The sequence below is a fragment of the Bacillus sp. MRMR6 genome (assembly GCF_001940785.1).
In the GTDB taxonomy this organism is placed as follows: Bacteria; Bacillota; Bacilli; order Bacillales; family Cytobacillaceae; genus Neobacillus.
This window is the reverse complement of sequence record NZ_MSLS01000029.1, coordinates 1-18883: the sequence shown is the minus strand read 5'-3', so window position 1 is coordinate 18883 and position 18883 is coordinate 1. Positions and strand designations below refer to the sequence as shown.

The 18883-nt window shown below is 39.0% G+C and carries 25 protein-coding genes and 1 rRNA gene; 24 read left to right on the top strand and 2 right to left on the bottom strand.

Features of this window, described 5'->3' with window-relative positions; all coding sequences use genetic code 11:
* Positions 1–24 precede the first annotated feature (24 nt).
* From rplO to BTR25_RS20540, 21 genes are all read left to right on the top strand, one after another.
* Positions 25–465, top strand: a complete 441-nt coding sequence (gene rplO, locus BTR25_RS20640) for a 50S ribosomal protein L15 (protein ID WP_075689919.1) — start codon at positions 25–27, stop codon at positions 463–465.
* On the top strand, positions 465–1763 hold the full coding sequence (gene secY, locus BTR25_RS20635) for a preprotein translocase subunit SecY (protein ID WP_075689918.1): 1299 nt from the start codon (positions 465–467) through the stop codon (positions 1761–1763). The genes rplO and secY overlap by 1 nt, the downstream gene beginning before the upstream one ends.
* 58 nt (positions 1764–1821) lie before the next feature.
* Positions 1822–2472 (top strand): adenylate kinase, encoded by a 651-nt coding sequence (locus BTR25_RS20630; protein ID WP_075689917.1) that lies wholly within the window; start codon positions 1822–1824, stop codon positions 2470–2472.
* Positions 2473–2747: 275 nt separating this feature from the next.
* Entirely contained in the window at positions 2748–2966 is a 219-nt protein-coding gene (infA, locus tag BTR25_RS20625; protein WP_007085268.1) for a translation initiation factor IF-1, read from the top strand.
* Positions 2967–3003: 37 nt separating this feature from the next.
* Positions 3004–3117 (top strand): 50S ribosomal protein L36, encoded by a 114-nt coding sequence (gene rpmJ, locus BTR25_RS20620; RefSeq protein ID WP_000868344.1) that lies wholly within the window; start codon positions 3004–3006, stop codon positions 3115–3117.
* A gap of 21 nt (positions 3118–3138) precedes the next feature.
* Entirely contained in the window at positions 3139–3504 is a 366-nt protein-coding gene (gene rpsM / locus BTR25_RS20615; protein WP_026565543.1) for a 30S ribosomal protein S13, read from the top strand.
* 21 nt (positions 3505–3525) lie between these two features.
* Positions 3526–3915, top strand: a complete 390-nt coding sequence (gene rpsK / locus BTR25_RS20610; RefSeq protein WP_075689916.1) for a 30S ribosomal protein S11 — start codon at positions 3526–3528, stop codon at positions 3913–3915.
* Between the two features lie 171 nt (positions 3916–4086).
* Positions 4087–5031, top strand: a complete 945-nt coding sequence (locus tag BTR25_RS20605) for a DNA-directed RNA polymerase subunit alpha (RefSeq protein WP_075689915.1) — start codon at positions 4087–4089, stop codon at positions 5029–5031.
* A gap of 79 nt (positions 5032–5110) precedes the next feature.
* A complete protein-coding gene (gene rplQ, locus BTR25_RS20600) occupies positions 5111–5473 on the top strand; it encodes a 50S ribosomal protein L17 (protein ID WP_075689914.1) in 363 nt (120 codons plus the stop codon).
* A gap of 390 nt (positions 5474–5863) precedes the next feature.
* Positions 5864–6703, top strand: coding sequence for an energy-coupling factor ABC transporter ATP-binding protein (locus BTR25_RS20595; protein WP_075689913.1), 840 nt, complete (start codon positions 5864–5866; stop codon positions 6701–6703).
* Complete coding sequence (locus BTR25_RS20590; RefSeq protein WP_075689912.1) at positions 6679–7545, top strand: energy-coupling factor ABC transporter ATP-binding protein; 867 nt, start codon at positions 6679–6681, stop codon at positions 7543–7545. The genes BTR25_RS20595 and BTR25_RS20590 overlap by 25 nt, the downstream gene beginning before the upstream one ends.
* The gene (locus BTR25_RS20585) at positions 7545–8342 is read left to right on the top strand and encodes an energy-coupling factor transporter transmembrane component T family protein (RefSeq protein WP_075689911.1); all 798 of its coding nucleotides are present in this window, start codon (positions 7545–7547) and stop codon (positions 8340–8342) included. The genes BTR25_RS20590 and BTR25_RS20585 overlap by 1 nt, the downstream gene beginning before the upstream one ends.
* A gap of 12 nt (positions 8343–8354) precedes the next feature.
* Entirely contained in the window at positions 8355–9092 is a 738-nt protein-coding gene (truA, locus tag BTR25_RS20580) for a tRNA pseudouridine(38-40) synthase TruA (RefSeq protein ID WP_075689910.1), read from the top strand.
* A gap of 283 nt (positions 9093–9375) precedes the next feature.
* Entirely contained in the window at positions 9376–9813 is a 438-nt protein-coding gene (gene rplM / locus BTR25_RS20575) for a 50S ribosomal protein L13 (RefSeq protein WP_075689909.1), read from the top strand.
* Between the two features lie 19 nt (positions 9814–9832).
* Positions 9833–10225 carry a 30S ribosomal protein S9 gene (gene rpsI, locus BTR25_RS20570; protein ID WP_075689908.1) on the top strand — a complete coding sequence of 131 codons (393 nt, stop codon included), beginning with the start codon at positions 9833–9835 and terminating at the stop codon, positions 10223–10225.
* Between the two features lie 201 nt (positions 10226–10426).
* Complete coding sequence (locus BTR25_RS20565) at positions 10427–11146, top strand: YebC/PmpR family DNA-binding transcriptional regulator (RefSeq protein ID WP_075689907.1); 720 nt, start codon at positions 10427–10429, stop codon at positions 11144–11146.
* 245 nt (positions 11147–11391) lie between these two features.
* Positions 11392–12180, top strand: a complete 789-nt coding sequence (locus tag BTR25_RS20560; protein WP_075689906.1) for a hypothetical protein — start codon at positions 11392–11394, stop codon at positions 12178–12180.
* A gap of 131 nt (positions 12181–12311) precedes the next feature.
* The gene (locus tag BTR25_RS20555; RefSeq protein WP_254842761.1) at positions 12312–13238 is read left to right on the top strand and encodes a sensor histidine kinase; all 927 of its coding nucleotides are present in this window, start codon (positions 12312–12314) and stop codon (positions 13236–13238) included.
* 106 nt (positions 13239–13344) lie between these two features.
* Positions 13345–13788: a YbaK family protein gene (locus BTR25_RS20550; protein ID WP_075689904.1), complete on the top strand. Its 444-nt coding sequence runs from the start codon at positions 13345–13347 to the stop codon at positions 13786–13788.
* Between the two features lie 95 nt (positions 13789–13883).
* The gene (cwlD, locus tag BTR25_RS20545; RefSeq protein ID WP_303046857.1) at positions 13884–14606 is read left to right on the top strand and encodes an N-acetylmuramoyl-L-alanine amidase CwlD; all 723 of its coding nucleotides are present in this window, start codon (positions 13884–13886) and stop codon (positions 14604–14606) included.
* 122 nt (positions 14607–14728) lie between these two features.
* Positions 14729–15787 (top strand): Mrp/NBP35 family ATP-binding protein, encoded by a 1059-nt coding sequence (locus BTR25_RS20540; RefSeq protein ID WP_075689902.1) that lies wholly within the window; start codon positions 14729–14731, stop codon positions 15785–15787.
* 61 nt (positions 15788–15848) lie between these two features.
* Here BTR25_RS20540 and gerD read toward each other — a convergent pair whose 3' ends face one another.
* Positions 15849–16433, bottom strand: coding sequence for a spore germination lipoprotein GerD (gene gerD, locus BTR25_RS20535; RefSeq protein WP_075689901.1), 585 nt, complete (start codon positions 16431–16433; stop codon positions 15849–15851).
* A gap of 153 nt (positions 16434–16586) precedes the next feature.
* Here gerD and BTR25_RS20530 point away from each other — a divergent pair, with 153 nt between their 5' ends.
* Entirely contained in the window at positions 16587–17279 is a 693-nt protein-coding gene (locus BTR25_RS20530; RefSeq protein ID WP_075689900.1) for a KinB-signaling pathway activation protein, read from the top strand.
* A 21-nt stretch (positions 17280–17300) separates the two neighbouring features.
* Here BTR25_RS20530 and pdaB read toward each other — a convergent pair whose 3' ends face one another.
* On the bottom strand, positions 17301–18053 hold the full coding sequence (gene pdaB / locus BTR25_RS20525; protein WP_075689899.1) for a polysaccharide deacetylase family sporulation protein PdaB: 753 nt from the start codon (positions 18051–18053) through the stop codon (positions 17301–17303).
* A 136-nt stretch (positions 18054–18189) separates the two neighbouring features.
* On the opposite strand from pdaB, the gene BTR25_RS20520 reads away from it, so the two are divergent.
* Positions 18190–18420, top strand: coding sequence for a hypothetical protein (locus tag BTR25_RS20520; RefSeq protein WP_075689898.1), 231 nt, complete (start codon positions 18190–18192; stop codon positions 18418–18420).
* A 262-nt stretch (positions 18421–18682) separates the two neighbouring features.
* Positions 18683–18883, top strand: a 16S ribosomal RNA gene (locus BTR25_RS20515); the annotation flags it as partial.

The following is an 18883-nucleotide window of genomic DNA, read 5'->3' as shown; positions in this document are numbered from 1 at the left end:
TTTCTTTCATAAGGAGGTGCCAATATGAAACTTCATGAATTAAAGCCTGCTGAAGGTTCTCGAAAAGAACGCAAACGTCTAGGCCGTGGTATCGGTTCCGGCCAAGGTAAAACTGCTGGTAAAGGTCATAAAGGTCAAAATGCTCGTTCCGGCGGTGGTGTACGTCTAGGATTTGAGGGTGGTCAAACACCATTATTCCGTCGTTTACCAAAACGTGGTTTTACTAATATCAATCGTAAAGAATACGCGATTGTTAACTTAGATGTTCTTAACCAGTTTGAAGAGGGTACAGAAGTTACTCCAGAACTTCTAATCGAAACTGGTGTTGTTAAGAACGAAAGAGCAGGAATTAAAATTCTTGCTAAAGGGAACGTAGAGAAAAAACTTACAGTAAAAGCTCACAAATTCTCCTCTACTGCCAAAGAAGCTATTGAAGCTGTAGGTGGAACTACTGAGGTGATCTAATGTTCCGGACAATCTCCAATTTTATGCGCGTGGGTGAGATTCGAAGTAAAATCATTTTCACCCTTTTAATGTTAATTGTATTTCGTTTAGGTACCTTTATTCCTGTTCCTAATGTAAATGCTGAGATACTTGCTGCACAAGATAAACTTAGTGTGTTTGGTATATTAAATACCTTTGGTGGTGGAGCGTTACAAAACTTCTCTATCTTAGCCATGGGGATTATGCCTTACATCACAGCATCGATTATCATTCAGTTATTGCAAATGGATGTTGTTCCGAAATTTACGGAATGGTCTAAACAGGGTGATGCCGGACGCCGTAAACTGGCTCAATTCACACGATACTTCACGATTGTGCTTGGTTTTATCCAAGCTCTAGGAATGTCTTATGGATTTAACAGCATGGCGAGCGGACAATTAATTGTAAATCCTGGAATTGGTACGTATTTATTAATCGCTGTGGTTTTAACAGCTGGTACTGCATTCTTGATGTGGCTGGGGGAACAAATTACTGAAAAAGGAATTGGTAATGGTATTTCCATTATTATCTTTGCTGGTATTGTTTCTAGTATTCCAAGTACCATTAATCAGATTTATGTACAACAGTTTGAAAATGCTGGTGATCAATTATTCTTACGTATTGTAACGGTAGCTTTAATCGCACTTGCGGCTGTCGCAATTGTAGTTGGTGTTATTTTTATTCAACAAGCTATTCGTAAAATTCCGATTCAATATGCAAAACAACGTTCTGTACAGGGCCGAAACGCGGGTGCACAGCAGTCCACTCACATGCCATTGAAAGTAAATGCTGCGGGTGTTATCCCTGTCATTTTTGCTGTGTCCTTTATTGTGACTCCAAGAACAATTGCATCATTCTTTCCAACAAATGATGTTACTCTATGGATTACCAAGAATTTGGATTACTCAGCACCAATTGGGATGCTATTATATGCAGCGTTAATTATTGCTTTTACGTATTTCTATGCTTTCATTCAAGTTAATCCTGAACAAGCAGCTGAAAATTTGCAAAAGCAAAGCGGCTATATTCCAGGTATTAGACCAGGAAAAAGCACACAGGAATACTTAACACGCGTATTATATCGTTTAACTTTTGTTGGAGCTCTTTTCCTAGCGCTTATTGCCGTACTCCCTATCTTCTTTATTGAAATAGCGAATCTACCGCAATCAGCTCAAATCGGAGGAACAAGTTTATTAATTGTAGTCGGTGTTGCACTAGACACAATGAAACAGCTTGAAGCTCAACTTGTTAAGCGTCACTATAAAGGGTTTATTAAATAAAAGGTTTTGGGGACAAATGTTCCCTAAAACCAATTTATAGCACGAGGGGGGAACACGTGTGAATTTAGTATTAATGGGGCTTCCGGGTGCAGGTAAAGGTACTCAGGCTGAACAAATCGTCGAACAATACGGCATCCCTCATATCTCTACTGGAGATATGTTCCGTGCAGCGATGAAAGAAGGAACGGAACTAGGATTGCAGGCTAAATCTTTCATGGATAAAGGCGAACTTGTTCCTGATGAAGTAACAATTGGTATTGTCCGTGAACGTTTAAGTAAAGAAGATTGTCAAAAAGGCTTTTTACTTGATGGCTTTCCTAGAACGGTACCGCAAGCAGACGCATTAGAAAATCTACTTTCTCAACTAGATAAAAGAATTGACTATGTAATTAATATAAGTGTCGATAAAAGTATTTTAATGGAACGTTTGACTGGTCGTCGTATCTGTAAAGATTGCGGATCTACGTATCATTTAGTATTTAATCCTCCAGCTAAAGAGGGCGTTTGCGACAAATGTGGCGGAGAACTCTATCAGAGAGCGGATGACAATGCTGAAACAGTACAAAACCGTTTAGACGTTAATATCCAACAACAACAACCATTACTTACTTTCTTCGAAACAAAAGGTTATTTACGCACGATTGATGGTCAGCAGGATATTAAAAAAGTATTCGCTGATATTGAGATGCTGCTTAAGGACTTACATTAATGGTCATTGGTAAAACCGTGATAGCGACTCTCGAACCTCTCTTTAAAAGAAATATAGTATGTGTATGAAAATGGCTTTTCTAACGTACTGAGTATGTAGGACTGAGAGTTGGGCAAGACTTACATGAAGAATTGATCTTCTTCTTGTAGTATTTACTTGCGGACAGAATACAAACTTTATGTTAATATTATAAGGTTGCTATTGTTGTACGAATGAGAAGATTAGTTTAAACATTTTCAAATACGATATTTGAATTGAGAAGGGAGACGAGACTGATGGCCAAAGACGATGTAATTGAAATTGAAGGTAAAGTAATAGAAACTTTGCCGAATGCGATGTTTAAGGTAGAATTAGAAAATGGTCATACTGTGCTAGCTCATGTGTCTGGTAAAATTCGTATGCACTTCATTCGAATCCTTCCGGGTGACAAAGTTACTGTAGAGCTTTCTCCATATGACTTAACACGCGGAAGAATTACCTACCGCTTTAAATAATCTGCTTGCACTCCGTACTACTAAGGAGGTTAGGATAATGAAAGTAAGACCATCTGTCAAACCGATCTGCGAAAAGTGCAAAGTTATCCGTAGACGCGGAAAAGTTATGGTTATCTGTGAAAACCCTAAACATAAACAAAAACAAGGTTAATCTGAAGGAGGTGCGCTCATTATGGCACGTATTGCTGGTGTAGATATTCCGCGTGAAAAACGTGTAGTTATCTCTCTAACTTACATTTATGGTATTGGAAAAAATACTGCACAAAAAGTACTAGCTGAGGCTGGTGTTTCTGAAGATACTCGTGTGCGTGATCTAACAGAAGACGAATTAAACAAAATCCGTGATATCATCGACAAGTTAAAAGTTGAAGGTGACCTTCGCCGTGAAATTTCTCTTAACATTAAGCGTTTAATGGAGATTGGTTGCTACCGCGGATTGCGTCATCGTCGTGGTTTACCGGTTCGTGGACAAAATACGAAAAACAACGCTCGTACTCGCAAAGGTCCACGTAAGACTGTTGCGAACAAGAAGAAGTAATCGGCAAAGGAGGTTATTTAAATGGCTCGTAAAACTAATACACGTAAACGTCGTGTTAAAAAGAATATTGAAGCAGGGATCGCTCATATCCGTTCAACATTCAATAATACGATCGTAACTATCACTGATGTTCATGGTAATGCGATTTCATGGTCAAGTGCAGGTGCGCTAGGATTTAGAGGATCTCGTAAATCTACTCCATTCGCAGCTCAAATGGCAGCTGAAACTGCAGCTAAAACTTCCATCGAACACGGTATGAAAACTTTAGAAGTTACAGTTAAAGGCCCTGGTGCAGGACGTGAAGCTGCTATTCGTGCTCTTCAGGCTGCAGGACTTGAAGTAACAGCTATTAAAGACGTTACACCTGTTCCTCATAACGGTTGCCGCCCACCAAAACGCCGTCGTGTTTAATTTTTCTGTATAGGATTTGTATCCTGCGTCTATAATGGGATATGATACTAATTTTTCCGTTCATACAGAAGATCAATTCCAGTTGTTGTGCACAAAACGGGAACGTATACATGGGGGAATTTCGATTAGAGTTCTAATCGAGGTTTCGACGTTTTGAAGGAGGGTTATTTGATGATCGAAATAGAAAAACCAAAAATCGAAACGGTTGAGATCAACGATGATGCCAAGTACGGAAAGTTCGTCGTAGAACCACTTGAGCGTGGATATGGTACTACTTTGGGTAACTCCTTACGTCGTATCCTATTATCTTCACTCCCAGGTGCCGCTGTTACATCGATTCAGGTCGATGGGGTACTTCATGAGTTCTCAACAATTGAAGGCGTCGTAGAGGATGTTACATCCATCATTTTAAACATTAAGAAATTAGCTTTAAAAATCTACTCGGACGAAGAGAAGACACTTGAAATTGACTTACAGGGTGAAGGTCCTGTAAAGGCAGCAAATATTACACATGACAGTGATGTTGAAATCTTAAATCCAGATCTTCATATTGCTACACTATCTGCAACAGGCCATCTTCGCATGCGCTTAACTGCAAGACGTGGACGTGGATATACACCTGCTGAACAAAATAAGCGTGAGGATCAGCCAATTGGTGTGATACCAATCGATTCTATTTTTACACCAGTTTCCCGTGTTTCGTACCAAATAGAAAACACTCGTGTTGGTCAGATGACAAACTATGATAAGCTAACGATTGATGTTTGGACAGATGGGAGCACTGGACCAAAAGAAGCTATTGCTCTTGGTTCAAAAATTTTAACTGAGCATTTAAACATCTTTGTTGGTCTAACTGACGAAGCGCAGAATGCTGAAATCATGATTGAAAAAGAAGAGGATCAAAAAGAAAAAGTCCTTGAAATGACAATCGAAGAACTAGATTTATCAGTTCGTTCATATAACTGCTTAAAGCGTGCAGGAATCAACACTGTTCAGGAATTAGCTAATAAGACTGAAGAAGATATGATGAAAGTACGTAACTTGGGTCGTAAATCACTTGAAGAAGTGAAAGCGAAACTAGAAGAGCTAGGATTAGGCTTACGTAAAGACGACTAATTAGTTAAAGCTTTTAACTTACTGTTAACTTATACTAAAGCCCATCCGCTAATGACTTCAACAAAGGAGGGAACCCTTCATGGCATACAGAAAGTTAGGACGCACAAGTGCACAGCGTAAAGCTATGCTACGTGATTTAACTACAGATTTAATTATAAATGAGCGCATCGAAACAACAGAAACTCGTGCGAAAGAACTTCGTGGAACTGTTGAGAAAATGATTACTTTAGGTAAGCGCGGTGACTTACATGCTCGCCGTCAAGCTGCTTCTTACGTTCGTAATGAAGTTGCTGATGCTGAAAAAGGTACAGATGCTTTACAAAAACTTTTCGCTGACATCGCTCCTCGTTATTCAGAGCGTCAAGGTGGATATACTCGTATTATGAAACTTGGACCACGCCGCGGCGATGGTGCACCAATGGTTATCATCGAGTTAGTTTAATATTTTTTACAGACAACAAGGGCGCTGGACAGTTTACAAACAAACTTGTTCTCTGCCCTTTTTCTGTAAACAATTCAATAAATGTACACACCAAGCCAAAAAGAGTGTTATGATGAGCGTAACTCCAATAATTGGAGATAATCCAAAAGGTTATTCTTGATCTCAAATAGTCATGTTATACTGATTAGAATTCTTGTACCTTTTAACATGACGTAACTATTGTTACGTGGATTGAAATACGTCTCGTCTAGCTCATGCACCTCCTCCCATTTCTAATTTATTAGAATCCCTTTTTATGGCAGATTTATTCGTTCTGCATAGGGTTGAGGTGCAGGCTTTTTTTGTATTTAAAGGTCCGAGAATAGTCGAGGCGAGAGGAGAAGGTTGCCGTTGAAAGATTCAATCGTTTCCCTTAAAAATGTTTCATTTAAATATGATACGGAGGAACGCTTTGCCCTTCAAAATGTCAGCTTTGATATATATGAAGGTGAATGGCTAGCAATCGTCGGTCACAATGGTTCTGGAAAATCAACAATGGCAAAGCTTTTAAATGGGCTGCAATTTCCTCAGATGGGTGAAATAACGGTTTGTGGGATAAATTTAAATGCCGATTCTATCTGGGAAATCAGAAGACAATTAGGGATGGTTTTTCAGAATCCTGATAATCAGTTTGTTGGCACCACTGTACAGGATGATGTGGCTTTTGGTTTAGAAAATAATGGGGTACCTAGAGATGACATGGTTCATAGGGTAGAGGATTCTCTTAAAAAGGTAAAAATGGATCATTTTCTTAATCAAGAGCCTCACCATCTCTCAGGAGGTCAAAAGCAGAGGGTAGCAATTGCTGGTATCTTAGCTTTAAGACCTGCCATCATTATTTTAGATGAAGCAACATCCATGCTCGATCCGAGAGGAAGAGAAGAGGTACTTGAAACAGTTCGCAATTTAAAAAGTGAGAATTCACTAACCGTCATTTCGATTACTCACGACTTAGAAGAAGCTGCAAAGGCTGACCGGATTATTGTGATGAATCAGGGTTCTGTCTATCGAGAAGGAACACCAAAGGAGATTTTCTCCTTGGACGATGAATTAGTCCGTTTAGGGCTGGATATCCCTTTCTCTGTAAAACTGAGTAAATCCCTTAGAAGAAGAGGGTTTGACATTTCTGAACACTATTTAACGGAAGAAGAGTTGGTGAAAGAGCTATGGACATCTCACTGCAGCATGTAGAGTATAGATATCAGGCCAACAGTCCCTTTGAACGACTGGCTATACAAGATGTATCCATTAATATCCCATCAGGTACCTATTTGGCGGTTATTGGCCATACAGGTTCGGGGAAATCAACGGTTCTACAGCATCTAAATGCCCTTCTTCAGCCGACTGATGGCAAGGTAGTTATTGGTGAACATGAAGTAAAAGCAAAGCAAAAGAATAAAAATCTAAAAAGTATCCGTCAAAGAGTGGGCATCGTCTTTCAATTTCCTGAACATCAATTGTTTGAGGAAACGGTTGAAAAGGATATTATATTTGGACCAATGAACTTTGGAGTTTCAGAGAAGGAAGCGAAACAAAGAGCACGTGTGGCCTTGAAACAAGTCGGGTTAGAGGAAGATGTACTCGGGAAATCGCCGTTTGATTTATCCGGAGGTCAAATGCGGCGCGTGGCAATTGCTGGTGTCCTGGCAATGGAGCCCGATGTCATTGTATTAGACGAGCCTACAGCTGGATTAGATCCACGAGGACGTAAAGAAATCATGGATATGTTCTATATGCTTCATAATGAGAGAAACCTTTCAACGGTCCTTGTTACACATAGTATGGAGGATGCAGCAAGGTACGCTGATCAGATTGTCATTATGCAGCAAGGAAGAGTAGTAAACCAAGGGACGCCAGAAGAAATATTCTCTTCTTCGTTTGAACTGATTGAAATGGGACTTGATGTTCCAGAAGTGGTCCGTTTCCAGCTCAAACTAGAGGAAAAACTAGAATTGAAACTAGGGAAAATCTATCTATCCATTGAAGATTTATCTGCTGCAGTAACAGAATTACTTAGCAGGGGTGAAGGATAATGATGGAAAAAATGATAATTGGAAGATATGTTCCGTCTAACAGCTTGATTCATAGGCTGGATCCACGATCAAAATTGATGGTTATTTTTCTATTCGTATGTATAATATTTCTCGCTAATAACTGGATGACATATGGTCTTATTGCACTTTATACTTTCTTAATGCTGGGTTTATCTAAAATTCCCTTTCGATTCTTATATTCTGGCTTAAAGCCAGTTTTATGGATCGTGTTATTTACTTTTATTCTTCAATTGTTTTTTACAAAAGAAGGCCAGTTATTGTACGAGTGGGGTCCGATTAAGATTTATGAAGAGGGTCTTAGGCAGGGGGTCTTCATTTCTATGCGTTTCTTCTTTCTGATCTTAATGACGTCTTTGCTAACACTGACAACAACACCAATTGAAATTACAGATGGGCTAGAAACGCTTTTGAATCCATTAAAAAAGGTTCGCTTTCCTGTTCATGAAATGGCGCTTATGATGTCAATTTCCTTACGGTTTATTCCTACACTTATGCAGGAAACCGATAAAATAATGAAGGCTCAAATTGCCAGAGGTGTTGAGTTTGCAAGCGGTCCAATTAAGGAGCGAATAAAAGCGATTATCCCGCTTCTAATCCCCTTGTTTGTCAGCTCATTTAAACGAGCTGAGGAGCTTGCGATTGCGATGGAAGCTAGGGGCTATCGCGGTGGTGAAGGGAGAACAAAATACAGGCAGCTGATCTGGCAAACAGCCGATTCTCTGCAGCTAGTCCTACTTGTCATTTTGACGGTGCTATTAATCCTATTACGTTCTTAATGGAGCTAAACTATGCAGCGCTATAAATGTATCATTTCCTATGATGGTTCGCCCTTTTCAGGGTACCAAGTACAGCCAAATAAACGAACGGTTCAAAGTGTAATAGAGTCGGTATTGGCAAAAATGCATAAGGGGGAGCCTGTGAAAATTTCTGCTTCTGGCCGAACAGATGCAGGTGTGCATGCTTTGGGTCAGGTCATTCATTTTGATTCTGGACTCTCAATTCCAGTGGAAAAATGGGAATTGGCATTAAACTCCTTACTTCCTGATGAGATTGCGATTTTGACAGTCGAGAAGGTACATGAGAGCTTCCATGCCCGGTTTGATGCCAGAGGAAAGGAATATCAGTATTTTCTTCATTTATCTGATAAGCGTGACCCTTTTAAACGTAATTTTGCTTATCAATATCCTTATCCTTTAGATAATGAGGCAATGAAAATAGCCAGTCAATACTTACTTGGAACACATGATTTCTCTAGCTTCTGCTCAGCAAGGACAGAGGTAGAGGATAAGGTTCGGACGATTGAGTCAATAGACATATCACAGGCTAAGGAAACTTTAAGCATAAGGTTTGTAGGAAATGGATTTCTCTATAATATGGTTAGGATTTTAGTAGGAACGCTGCTAGAAGTAGGTTCCGGAAGCATGAACCCTGAGGAGATTAAAACCATCTTAGAGAAAAAAGACAGGCGCTTTGCCGGAAAAACAGCGCCTGCCCATGGATTGTATCTCTGGAAGGTATTTTACTAATTGTCCAGCTACAGCGCCTAGGGGATTCCGCTTTTCTAAAAACAACCTAACCTGGTGTAACATTTTCTTGACATTATGCGAAAGAAGCCTTATTATAGCATATGTGTGTTATTTTAATCCCACGAATAAGCCCCGGAAAGTCTTATCGTGATTGAAATATATGATCTGAAAAACTGAGCGCGCAAGATGCATGAAGGTAAATTCCCGGAACAGAATTTACGATGATTGCAAATGAAAGTGCGAAAAATAATCTTTTATGGATTGAAATTTAGGAGGGAAACTCATGCGTACAACGTTTATGGCAAATGCCAACAATATCGAGCGTAAATGGTACGTAATTGATGCTGAAGGCAAAACTCTTGGTCGTCTTGCTTCTGAAGTTGCATCAATCTTACGTGGTAAAAACAAACCAACTTTTACACCACATGTTGACACTGGTGATAATGTAATCATTCTTAACGCTTCTAAAGTTGAATTAACTGGTAAGAAATTAACTGACAAGATCTACTACCGTCATACAAATCACCCAGGTGGTTTAAAGCAAAGAACTGCTCTTGAAATGCGCACGAACTATGCTGAGAAAATGATTGAGCTTGCTGTTAAAGGTATGCTTCCAAAGAATTCTCTAGGACGCGCAATTTTCAAAAAATTACACGTATATGCTGGTAGCGAGCATCCGCACCAAGCACAAAAACCTGAAGTTTACGAACTTCGCGGTTAATTAGAGGGAGGGTATTAACTTGGCACAAGTTCAATATATTGGTACTGGTCGTCGTAAGAGCTCAGTCGCACGTGTGCGTCTAGTTCCAGGTACAGGTAAGATTGTAGTTAACGGTCGTGACATCGTAGATTATATCCCATTTGAAGCATTACGTATGGTTGTTAACCAACCATTAGTAGCTACTGAAACTGTTGGCAGCTACGATGTTCTTGTTAACGTAAGCGGTGGTGGATACACTGGTCAAGCTGGCGCAATCCGCCACGGTATTGCTCGCGCATTACTACAAGCTGATCCAGAATTCCGTCCAACATTAAAGCGCGCAGGGTTGCTAACTCGTGACCCACGTATGAAAGAACGTAAGAAATACGGACTTAAGGGCGCTCGTCGTGCACCTCAGTTCTCAAAACGTTAATCTTTCAATTATCAAAGACTCTCAACCAAAGTTGGTTGGGGGTCTTTTTTTAGGAAAATAAGGTATAATAGTATCTGAAAAAAGACATTATTGATTCTATCTTCAGAAGCAAATGAGCAGTATTGAAAAAAATGTTGAAGTAGAGCTAAGTTCATATTAATATTCTTAGTGTAGATTCAAATTAGAAAGAGAGTGTTCATAATGGGTCGTAAGTGGAACAATATTAAAGAAAAAAAAGCTTCTAAAGATGCAAATACAAGTCGTATCTATGCAAAATTTGGAGTCGAAATTTTTGTGGCAGCAAAGCAAGGCGAGCCGGATCCAGAATCGAACCAGGCTCTAAAGTTTGTGTTAGAGCGGGCTAAAACTTATAATGTACCAAAACACATTATTGATCGTGCGATTGAGAAAGCAAAAGGCGGCTCTGAGGAAAACTATTCGGAACTTCGTTATGAAGGTTTTGGACCAAATGGTTCGATGCTAATAGTTGATGCCTTAACGAATAATGTTAACCGTACTGCATCCGATGTCCGTGCGGCATTTGGCAAAAATGGCGGAAACATGGGTGTCAGCGGTTCTGTGGCGTATATGTTTGATGCTACTGCTGTTATCGGAATAGAGGGAAAAACAGCTGATGAAGTACTTGAGATATTAATGGAAGCAGATGTAGATTTCCGCGATATTCTTGAAGAAGAGGAATCCGTCATTGTCTATGCAGAGCCTGATCAATTTCATTCTGTACAAGAAGCATTCAAAACTGCAGGAATTAAAGATTTTACTGTTGCAGAACTAACAATGCTAGCGCAAAACGACGTTACCCTTCCTGAAGACGCACAAGCTAAATTTGAAAAGATGGTCGATGCATTAGAAGACCTAGATGACGTCCAACAAGTCTACCACAACGTGGAGATAGATGAATAATGAATAAATGATAGAGCTCTTGTTACAACCAAGAGCTCTGTTTTTTTTGTTTATATGGATGGGAAAAAATAGCCTCGAACACAATCCTGACATATTGGGATAAATTTTATATTAAAAACCGCTTAACTTATTTAAAATTAGTTTCCTTTGACATTTAGCTGACATTTACCGGCGTTATAGTTATTGTACAAGGTTCAGCAAAGACACGAGCCTAATAAAATAAGATGTCTTAGGAGGAAAATAGTATGAAAAAGTCAGTGTTAGGATTAACAGTCACAGGTGTTCTATTATTAGGCGGATATGCTACAACATCTTTCGCAAATGAAACAGATACAACTAGTAATGTAACAGCAAAGGTAGAAAGTTTTAAATCATTTTTCAAGGGGTTTGGATTTGGACATAAAGGAATGAAACCAGAGGAACTCCTAGCAAAAGCGAAAGAGCTTGGGATTGATACAACGGATAAGGACGCAGAAACATTAACGGTAGAAATACAAGCAGCCCTTATTCAGCAAGAGGCGAAGATCTATAGGATAGATACAACAGGTAAAGATACTACAATATTAGCAGGAGAGGTTAGTTTAGCAAAACTACAAGAAAAAGCAAAAGGGCTTGGAATCAGCACAGAAAATAAAGACGCACAAACCTTAATGCAGGACATTCGCTTAGCTCAATTACAGGAAAAAGCAAAGGAACTTGGTGTTGCAACTGAAAATAAAGATGCCGGGACCTTGATGCAAGAAATTAGACAAGCACAAGTCTACAAGAAAGCAGAAGAGCTGGGCATTTCTACAGACGGTAAAGATATAACAACACTCTCTCAGGAAGTCTATACGGCTACTGTTAAGAAACAGGCTGCAGACCTTGGAATTAGTGTAGAAGGAAAAGAAATAAATGAAATTGCTAAAGAGGTATACACTGCACAAGTAAAAGCGGATGCAAAAGAGCTGGATATAACCTTGAAGGGAATCCAATTTTTTCTAATTCATCTCGTATGGGTCCTGGGGGAAGGGGACATCAAAACCGCGATTTAGGGGTCACATTACCGATAGAAATTCTTGAAAGTGTAGAGACTGTACAGAAATTGCAGTTTGAAGGTGAAGAAGTATACACAATAAAATCCCCCATTTTAAATGATGAGCAACAGGTAGGATGGGTTGTTTTGGTGCAAGGCTCCTCTGAGCTTACTGATGTTAATCAGGAATATCGATTATTGATTATTCTCCTTGTAGGTCTAGGACTGCTCGGTTGGGTTGTCATTTATCTTCTATCCAAAAAAATTCTTAAACCAATCCAAGACGTTGCCATGGCAGCTTCACAAATTAAGGAAGGTAAATACGATTATAATCTCAACACTGCTTCAAATGAACAGGAAATATATGAATTGGTCAGCAGTTTTAAGGAAATGACCAACCGATTAAGTAATCTTGAAAAGCTTCGTGCTGAGTTGCTTGCAGGGGTTACACATGATTTGAAGACTCCAGTGACATCCATTAGTGGACTTGTGCAGGCGGTCCGGGACGGAGTTGTTGAAGGTGCGGAACGTCAGGAATTTTTAAATATTACCCTTAAGGAAGTTCATCGACTGCAAACGATGATTGCGGACTTATTAGATTTTAATTCTCTATCTGCCGGTGCATTTTCAATTAGGAAAGAAAAATGTAATTTGAATGATTTTGTTCTGGAGATGGTTCGGGAGTGGATGATCACTCAGTCGCAGCCTGTGGACTATCGGGTTATCACACCTGAAAAGATCATATTTAGGGAGACAGACCCGTTAAGATTACAGCAAATTATGATTAACCTGCTAAACAATGCTTATCAGGCATTAAAACCCGGAGGTTCCATTAAAGTCGTGCTTTCGGATGATTCTATAGATATTATAGATACTGGTATTGGAATTCCAGAAGAGGAACAGAATTATGTTTTTGAGCGGTTTTTCCGGGGGGAAAAGAAGAAGCTTAAAGTTAGAGGACTCGGGCTAGGATTGCCTTTTAGTAAAATGCTGGCTAAGGTTCTTGGGGCTGATATTTTTTTGAAGGAAAGTACGAGCAGCGGAAGTACTTTTTCTATTGTGTGGAGTAACCGATAAAAAAGCCTGTCGGCAGTAGGATAAAAATTGGCAATTGAAAACCTTTTGGGACTTGTATTTCTTAACACCAAGCGTTGAAGAATAGTCCTAAGAGGTGAAAAAAACAGTGAATGTTATTACAACCTTCAAAGAAAAACGCCGTGATAAACAGCTAAAGTACGAGCGTTCAGTATTAAGAGACCTATCACTTAAAACCTTAAAGGAAAGAGTCAAACAATATTTCGGATCAACAAGGGTAGCTTCTAGCTTTGTGATGAATTCAGGGATTGAAGAGGCTTGTTATGACGTTGCTTTGGAGGCATATTTATTAGGAGCTAAATTCAGTAAGTTTGGCTATTATGGTGAAAATATAGATGATGCCCGTAAACGTTGTTATAAAGAAGAGAAACATTTGATTGACACCTTATACAATTTCCTTCTGTATTGGGGTAATGGAGAAGAGGGAAGTATGAGTGAATCCCTATACTATTCTTGCGAAGGATATATTGATATATGGTGGAAAGAAGGCTTTAATAAAGGCGAGAGACGTCACAAGCTGCGCCTTCACTAGTTCGTGTCTTTCTTCAAACATTTTCTAAGTTCTAAAACTTCCCCTTGTCCCATATAGTGTAATTGAACAGGGACGAGCGGGAAGGAATGATACGGTTGTCAAAGGAAAAAATAAAAATAATTGGTTTTTCTGTAGGATTACTTATTTTATTCTTAATCTTACAATATGACTTTGTAAAAGAAGACACTTGGAAATCATGGAGTCTCCCTTTAGCAGGCAAAATAATTCTGCTTGACCCTGGTCATGGCGGACCCGATGGCGGGGCAGGAAGTGAACCAGCACTTGAGAAAGACATTGCCTTAGAGATTTCTTTAAAAGTCAGAGATTATCTGCAGGAACAAGGAGCACTTGTTATTATGACACGTGATTCTGATCGAGACTTAGCAGATCCTGATACTCGGGGATACAGCCGGAGAAAAGTGGAAGATTTGAAAAAAAGGCTGAAAATGATTAATGAACAGGATAATGATTTATTTGTTAGTATTCATTTAAATGCGATTCCATCATCCAAGTGGAGTGGTGCCCAAACCTTCTATGCCTCCCATTTTAAAGAAAATGCTAAGGCTGCAAAGTTTATCCAGGAAGAGCTAAGGGTTAATTTAGGCAATACAACGCGCAAAGCGAAACCGATTAACAATGTCTATATCTTAAAAAATGCAAAAAAGCCAGGGGTGCTTGTCGAGGTGGGTTTTCTTTCAAATCCAACTGAGCGGCAAAGGCTGCAGCAGGAAGCTTACCAGGAACAGGTAGCAGCATCTATATATCAAGGAATTAACCGATTCTTTACGAATGAGGACGAGTTAAAAGAATCGGACTAGAGAAGGTGGATACACCTTCTATTTTTATTCATAAACCATGTGTGATTCAGTTAACTGCTTCTTAGCATGATTATGGTATACTTTAAAGTGGAAACGAATTCATTAGGTGAGGTGTTTGTTACATGTTAACAGAACTAAAGGTACGTGAAGTCCTTGGAAATCTCAAAGAACCATTTTTACATAAGTCCCTAGCAGAACTAAATGCTATCGAGGAAATAAAAATAAAAGAAGAGAAAAATCATGTAAGTGTTAAAATACAGATTGCTAGAACTGGCACTGCTGAGCAGTTACAGCTTCAGACACAAATAGTCAATTTGTTAAAGGAAGCTGGCGCGCAAACGGTTGGTATTCGTTTCAGCGAGCTTGCAGAAGAAGTTTTAACGGCCAATCGACAAAATGAAAGTGCAGCAGAAGATAAAAGTTTATTGACCTCAAATAAGACAACCTTTATTGCGATTGCCAGTGGTAAGGGAGGGGTAGGGAAATCAACCGTATCTGTTAACCTAGCTGTTGCTTTAGCACGCCTAGGTAAAAAAGTAGGCCTAGTGGATGCTGATATTTATGGATTTAGTGTGCCTGATATGATGGGCATAACTAAAAGACCAGTTGTCCGCGGAGAAAAAATAATCCCAGTCGAGCGCTTTGGGGTTAAAGTAATTTCAATGGGCTTCTTTGTAGAAGATAATTCACCAATAATTTGGCGAGGTCCTATGTTAGGAAAGATGCTAAATAGCTTCTTCAATGAAGTGGAATGGGGAGACGTTGATTATCTACTATTAGATTTACCACCAGGTACAGGGGATGTAGCCCTTGATGTTCATACGATGCTTCCTTCATGTAAAGAGATTATTGTAACAACACCACATCCTACAGCGGCATTTGTAGCTGCTCGTGCTGGCGCGATGGCACTTCGGACCGACCATGAAATCCTCGGTATTATTGAGAACATGGCCTATTTTGAGAGTAAGGTAACCGGCGAGAAGGAATACGTATTTGGAAAAGGCGGCGGAGATAAATTAGCGGAAGAACTGAATTCTAAAGTTTTAGGACGTTTGCCATTAAACCAGCCTGATTGGAATGAAGAAGACTTTGCACCTTCGGTCTATCAGGAAGATCATCAGATCGGGAAAATCTATCTGGAAATTGCAGAGAAAATGACACAATTACTAAAAAATAGTTAGTAATAAAAAGCCTCTTCCGAAGAAGGGGCTTTTTATCGTTTTGACTTTTTTAACTGATTTATTACTCTTTCTTTTCTTCTTCTGCAGCCTTTTTCGCTTCTGCTTGTTCTTCAGCGGCTTTAAGGAGTTGTTCTTCCATTTTTGCTCTAAATAATGGACTATCGAGTGTTTCAGAAATGACTGTTTGAAGGTGCTCGCGGTATTCTTTACTTTTTAGTGCATCAGCCATTTCTTTTTGAATTTCTGGTTCTTTAAATACTTCAATCATCATCGCTCTATACTCTGGGTCGTTCATTAAAGACTTTAATAATGCTTCGTGTTCAGATTTCATGCTTTTAGCTACGCCTTGTGCAAATTTAGTATCACTAAAAGTTTTTTTCCAAAAAGCCGTTGCTTTTTCAGAGGTAAGAGTTTGTTGAATCGTATCTGAAACCACTGTTTGGTCCATAATTAATTTTTCTTTCATTGCATCATCAGACATAACTTCTTGAATTGCTTTCTTACCCTCATCTGTTTTGAGAATATCGACAACCATTTTTTTTGTCTGTTCATAATCTGCTTGACCGCCATTACCTGTTTCGGCGGCAGCGCAGCTAGTTAAGAACACCATGAGGGGTAAGAGGAGCAGGATATTTTTAACTTTCATCTAAAAGCTCCTTTCACATAAGAATCCTTAACGTTAGAATGAGGAAAACAGGTTAAGAATATTCGTCTGAGTAGTGTTTAATATGGATTTTTTAAATATTGATTGGTACAATCAGTAGGGTATTGATATTTTTCTACTGTGGGGGATACAAGAGTGACTAGTCGTATATGGGTAAAACTGTTCATGTCCACTTTAATAGTAGGTGGCCTTACAACAGCATTATTTGGTTTTATTGTCCGCTGGTCCGAATTTCAGCACTACTTCACTGATTTTCGAATCATAGATATATTATCTACAACCATTTGGTTAATTGTAATGGGCTTTCTTTTTAGTGTAATTAGTCAGATGGGCTTTTTTGCTTATCTAACGGTTCACAGATTCGGGTTAGGTATTTTTAAATCAGTAAAGCTTTGGAATGCAGTACAAATAGTGCTCATCGCATTCGTCCTTTTTGACCTAGTATATTTACGTTATGAAAACTTTGCAAAATCAGGTGAAACGATCCTTCCTTATGTTGGCCTTGCAGTAACACTTTTATTAGTAAGTTTGATTGTTGCTTGGTTTAAATATAAACAAACAAATCGGGATGCTTTTATTCCAGCACTATTTTTTATGATTGTTGTTACGGTAATTGAATGGGTACCTGTTCTACGGGTTAACGAGAAAAGCTGGGTATTGCTAATGATGATTGCACTACTTGCATGTAATGCATACCAATTATTGATCCTTCATAAGCTCAATTCCCAATCAGAGCAAGAAAAGCAAAAACGTCTCGCTGAAGCATCGCATAAATCAGCAAAAAGCTCAAATAAGAAAACGAAACTTACCAAAAAGCCGTCCATTTAAGTGGACGGCTTTTTATTAGTTTCACTTTATTTCTTTTGATTTTACTTCACCATTGGCAATCATCTCAGAGACAGATACCAGTTTGATTCCCTTATCACGTATATCCTTAATGATTTGCGGTAAAGCTTTTTCCGTTTGTTTAGCACCATCAGATGCATGTAAAAGGACGATATCTCCTTTACCTGCCTTTTTAACATTTGCTGCAATCTGTTCAATTCCGGGGTTGGTCCAATCCTTAGAGTCAACACTCCAATGGACAACGGTATACCCATACCGTTCTGCAATTTTTAAGGTTCGTTCATCAAAATGACCTGTTGGAGCCCGCAAGAGCTTAATCTCCTTAATATTTAATTTCCTAAAGGCTTCTTGTGCTTTCGAAATGTCCTTACCAATCTTTACATCGTCTAACTCTGTATAGTCCACGTACTCATAACCAAGGATTCCAACCTCGTATCCTTCCTTCGAAATCCGGCTAACCAGATCAGGATGTCTTTCTGCCCAGGAAGCTGCTAAAAAGAAAGTGGCAGATTTCACATTTTCCTTTTTCAAGACGTCCAGGATTGGTTCGGCCTTCTCATCTCCCCAGCCTATATTAAAGGTGAGAGCAAGGTCCTTTTCCCCACGATATACTGCTTTAGATCCATCCTTCGTTGAAAACACCGGGGTTAAGGAAATATTACCCATAAAGAGAAAGCCGGCTGTAAAGAAAGCCGCAATTAGGATTAACAAAACTTGTTTAACAGATTTTCCATTTAACACTAAAAAGAGATTCACTATACCACCTCGTCCAATACCTTACTAATTCCAACCTATGCGCAAAATTTAGATAATATGATTAAACATATATTATAAAATTCACTAAAATGGAAAAGACTACAATAACTGGATATTTCAACAAAGAGGTGATTCAATGATAGGACTTCTAATTAATGAAAAAGAAGTGAAAGAAATGGAATACCTGATTAAAAGAGAAATGGACGAAATATTATTTGATTTAAAGGATGAAAGAATTGATCATATTGTAAAAAGAGCGATGGAGGAACGTTACAAAATATTGTTTACTCTATTTTGCAGAGTGGCTCCACCAAATGACTGTTTAAGGTATATAAGAAGAGATAAAAGGGGGAGAAAAAAAGGATAACGTCAGAATAAAAAAGTTAATAAAGTTTGTTGACTTTTAATTATAAAGTTGGTATAGTAATAAACGTCGCTGCTAACGTAAAAAAACAACTTGATAAAAAAGTTATTGACATTACTTTAGTGAGATGATATATTTAAAAAGTCGTCTTTGAGCGATAAAGTGAATTTGTTCTTTGAAAACTAAACAAACAAAAAAGTCAACAAACAATATTTTTGCTTCTTAATTGAAGTGAAGCCAACGTAACAAATGAGCTATATCAACTTTCATGGAGAGTTTGATCCTGGCTCAGGACGAACGCTGGCGGCGTGCCTAATACATGCAAGTCGAGCGAATCTTGAGGTGCTTGCACCTCTTGGTTAGCGGCGGACGGGTGAGTAACACGTGGGCAACCTGCCTGTAAGACTGGGATAACATCGGGAAACCGATGCTAATACCGGATAATCCTTTTCCTCTCATGAGGGAA

Coding starts and splice junctions, on each gene's coding strand:
- rplO (WP_075689919.1), top strand. CDS start 25: ATGAAACTTCATGAATTAAAGCCTGCTGAAGGTTCTCGAAAAGAACGC.
- secY (WP_075689918.1), top strand. CDS start 465: ATGTTCCGGACAATCTCCAATTTTATGCGCGTGGGTGAGATTCGAAGT.
- infA (WP_007085268.1), top strand. CDS start 2,748: ATGGCCAAAGACGATGTAATTGAAATTGAAGGTAAAGTAATAGAAACT.
- rpmJ (WP_000868344.1), top strand. CDS start 3,004: ATGAAAGTAAGACCATCTGTCAAACCGATCTGCGAAAAGTGCAAAGTT.
- rpsM (WP_026565543.1), top strand. CDS start 3,139: ATGGCACGTATTGCTGGTGTAGATATTCCGCGTGAAAAACGTGTAGTT.
- rpsK (WP_075689916.1), top strand. CDS start 3,526: ATGGCTCGTAAAACTAATACACGTAAACGTCGTGTTAAAAAGAATATT.
- BTR25_RS20605 (WP_075689915.1), top strand. CDS start 4,087: ATGATCGAAATAGAAAAACCAAAAATCGAAACGGTTGAGATCAACGAT.
- rplQ (WP_075689914.1), top strand. CDS start 5,111: ATGGCATACAGAAAGTTAGGACGCACAAGTGCACAGCGTAAAGCTATG.
- BTR25_RS20590 (WP_075689912.1), top strand. CDS start 6,679: ATGGACATCTCACTGCAGCATGTAGAGTATAGATATCAGGCCAACAGT.
- BTR25_RS20585 (WP_075689911.1), top strand. CDS start 7,545: ATGATGGAAAAAATGATAATTGGAAGATATGTTCCGTCTAACAGCTTG.
- truA (WP_075689910.1), top strand. CDS start 8,355: ATGCAGCGCTATAAATGTATCATTTCCTATGATGGTTCGCCCTTTTCA.
- rplM (WP_075689909.1), top strand. CDS start 9,376: ATGCGTACAACGTTTATGGCAAATGCCAACAATATCGAGCGTAAATGG.
- BTR25_RS20565 (WP_075689907.1), top strand. CDS start 10,427: ATGGGTCGTAAGTGGAACAATATTAAAGAAAAAAAAGCTTCTAAAGAT.
- BTR25_RS20560 (WP_075689906.1), top strand. CDS start 11,392: ATGAAAAAGTCAGTGTTAGGATTAACAGTCACAGGTGTTCTATTATTA.
- BTR25_RS20540 (WP_075689902.1), top strand. CDS start 14,729: ATGTTAACAGAACTAAAGGTACGTGAAGTCCTTGGAAATCTCAAAGAA.
- gerD (WP_075689901.1), bottom strand. CDS start 16,433: ATGAAAGTTAAAAATATCCTGCTCCTCTTACCCCTCATGGTGTTCTTA.
- BTR25_RS20520 (WP_075689898.1), top strand. CDS start 18,190: ATGATAGGACTTCTAATTAATGAAAAAGAAGTGAAAGAAATGGAATAC.